Raw genomic sequence first — 2,825 nt, forward strand, 5'->3', positions numbered from 1 at the left:
GCGGGGAGAGGTCTGACCCTGGTCGGGCCGACGCGCCGCAGCCTTGCCACAAAGGATAACGGTGTTCATTTCGAATGTGTGCAGGGTGCCCGGCCGGGCCGGCGTGGTCGTCACCCGGCGAGCGGCGGAGACGCCTCACCGCGCCGCCGCATCACGCGTGCGCGGGGACTCGCGTGATCGAAATCGTGATCGAAATCGCGAGGATGCCAGCCGACAGTCCCGTCACCCGCATCATCGTCAAAGAGTGATGTTCCGGGTGAGTGATGTTCCGGTTTGTCGGCACCTGCGGGTCCGGTCAGAGCGGCCGGGTTGCCCGTCGTGCCCCCAGGACGCGGGCCCACGGCGGCCGCTTTTGCTCGCGGGGCTGTCGGTAGCGTCGCCCGTGCAGGCGCACGCCGCCGCCTTTCATGCTCACCCAGCCTCCCGGGCCCATTCGCACGATCGCCTTGGGCCCCGGGGCGCGGCCGGCGAACCGCCAGGAGATGGCCACCGCTCCGGCGACCATTTCCCCGACAATCACAATCTTGGTCAGGTCGAGGGGCCGGCCGTATGGCAACGGCGCGACGCGGGCCGGAACCAGGGGGGGTTCCACAATCGCCACCTCCTCGTCGGCGTCCTGCCGACAGTGATGAGCGTGCCCTTCGCCCGCGTATGCGACATCCGACCCGCGGTGCTCGGATCCGGGACCTGGCTCCCACCAGGATGGGTCCTTCGACCCGGTTCAGGCACAGGGATGCTCCGGTGTGTCGATGGTCCGGTATATCGATGGTCGAGTGTGGGTGTTCAGTCCTCACTCGTCTTCTTCAGGGCGTAGACGGCGGCCTGGGTCCGGCTGGTCAGGCCGAGTTTTTCGAGGATGCTGGAGACGTAGTTCTTCACGGTCTTCTCGGAGAGGTGTATCCGGGTACCTATCTGCCGGTTGGTGAGACCTTCGGCGATGTGCTGGAGGATTTCGCGTTCCCGGGCGCTGAGGGAGGCCAGCGTCGGGTCTTCCCTGGGCCCTTGGCGCATTCTGTCGAGGACGCGGCGGGTGACCGATGGCGAGAGCAGCGACCCGCCGGCGGCCACGGTGCGGATGGCGCTCACCAGGTCGTTGCCGCGGATCTCCTTCAGGACGTAGCCGGCGGCACCGGCCATGATGGCGGAGAACAGGGCCTCGTTGTCGTCATAGGACGTGAGAATGAGGCAGGCGACGTCTGGATGGGCGGAGCGGATGTCGCGACACACGTCGATGCCGCTTCCGTCGGGGAGCCGGCCATCGAGGACGGCCACGTTGGGCAGGAGCGCCGGAATTCTGCGGATCGCCTCGGCGGCGAGTCCGGCCTCGCCGACCACCTCGATGTCGTCGTGGCGATCGAGGGTCTGCCGTAGACCGTTACGCACGATTTCGTGGTCGTCGAGAATGAATACCCGGATCGTCTTCATGCGGAGGAGGATACGGCGCCGTCCTCGGAGCCGCCACGCTGTGAAATGGATGCTGGGTTCGGGACCTTCGACCCTTGGACCGGTCCTTGGCCCGGTGTCGACGGGTGTCTGCCAGCCACCGCGGCGGCGCGTCGGAGGCGGGGGAGGGTGGGGACGTTGGTCCCAGGTAGGACGGACCTTCGTTCCCTCCACGCACGACCCGAGCATGCTGCCGCGGCCGCCGAGACGCGGGCAGGCTCGTGCCATGATCCTGGAGACCACGGTGAACCCGCTCCCGGCGGAGCGAGGCGCCTCGTCCTCGGCGCCAGCGGTAGCGCCGACGGTGGCGTCGGGGCCTCCTGCCAGGGTCGTCGAGACGGCGCGGTCCGTGCTCGTCTTCCTTGGAGATCGTGTCTTCAAAGTCAAGAAGCCGGTCGACCTCGGTGTCGTGGATTTCCGCGGCCGGCAGGCACGGCTGGCCGCCTGCGAGGCCGAGGTGAGACTCAATCGTCGCCTCGCGCCCGACGTCTACCTCGGCGTCGCCGATGTCATCGGACCGGACGGGGAGCCCTGCGACCACATGGTCGTGATGCGTCGACTGCCCGAGGCGCGCCGGCTGTCGACGCTTGCCGAAGGTGGCACCGAGGTCAGGGCGGAGATCCACGCCCTCGCCCGGGTGCTGGTCGACTTCCACGCCCGGTGTGAGACCTCGTCCCAGATCGCCGAGGCAGGTGGCCTGGACCGCCTGCGTGGGCGGTGGGACGCCTGCTTCGCCCGGGTACAGCGTGACCATGGCGCGGCGGTGAGCGCCAGCATCCTCGACCATGTGAACCGTCTCGCCGTGCGGTACCTCGACGGCCGCGACGAACTCCTGCGGGAGCGGCGCGAGGCCGGGCGGATCCGCGACGGGCACGGCGATCTGTCCGCCGCGGACATCTTCTGCCTTGATGACGGGCCCAGAGTGCTCGACTGCCTGGAGTTCGAACCCGGGCTGCGGGCGGCCGACGTCCTCGCGGACGCCTGCGCCCTGGCAGCCGACCTCGAGTGGCTCGGACGCCGCGATCTCGCCCGGCTCTTCCTCGATCACTACCGTGAGATGGCTGGTGAGACCCATCCTCGGTCGCTCGAGGATTTCTACTGGGCGCTGGCCGCGCTGGGGCGCTGCCAGGCGGCGTGCCAGCGTGTCGCGGCCGGTGAGAACGCGGCGGCGGCGGAGGCGCGGGCCTTCGCTGACCTGGCACTGGCCCGGTTGCGCTGGGGCCGGGTCCGACTCGCGCTGGTCGGCGGCCAGCGCGGCACCGGGAAGTCCACGCTCGCCGGCGGGCTCGCCGGCACGGAGCGGTGGACCGTGCTCCGCTTCGACGACGCCGCGGCGGACCTGGCGGCCTCGGCCAACCGTCACGATCTCGCGGCGGGGGGAT

Annotated in this window: 3 protein-coding genes; 1 reads left to right on the forward strand and 2 read right to left on the reverse strand. The window is 69.7% G+C overall.

What is annotated here, in order from left to right:
- Positions 1 to 295: 295 nt before the first annotated feature.
- Together AC08OP_RS23615 and AC08OP_RS23620 are read right to left on the reverse strand one after the other, a co-directional pair.
- Complete coding sequence (locus AC08OP_RS23615; RefSeq protein WP_476616179.1) at positions 296 to 592, reverse strand: hypothetical protein; 297 nt, start codon at positions 590 to 592, stop codon at positions 296 to 298.
- 191 nt (positions 593 to 783) lie between these two features.
- Complete coding sequence (locus AC08OP_RS23620; RefSeq protein WP_476616180.1) at positions 784 to 1,425, reverse strand: response regulator; 642 nt, start codon at positions 1,423 to 1,425, stop codon at positions 784 to 786.
- Between the two features lie 244 nt (positions 1,426 to 1,669).
- On the opposite strand from AC08OP_RS23620, the gene AC08OP_RS23625 reads away from it, so the two are divergent.
- A partial coding sequence (locus AC08OP_RS23625; RefSeq protein ID WP_476616181.1) for a hypothetical protein occupies positions 1,670 to 2,825 on the forward strand: 1,156 nt, incomplete at its 3' end.

The organism is Frankia sp. CeRuru1 (assembly GCF_977966315.1).

Bases quoted from the DNA above. Each gene is read 5' to 3' on its own strand.
- AC08OP_RS23620 (WP_476616180.1), bottom strand. From the start codon at position 1,425: ATGAAGACGATCCGGGTATTCATTCTCGACGACCACGAAATCGTGCGT.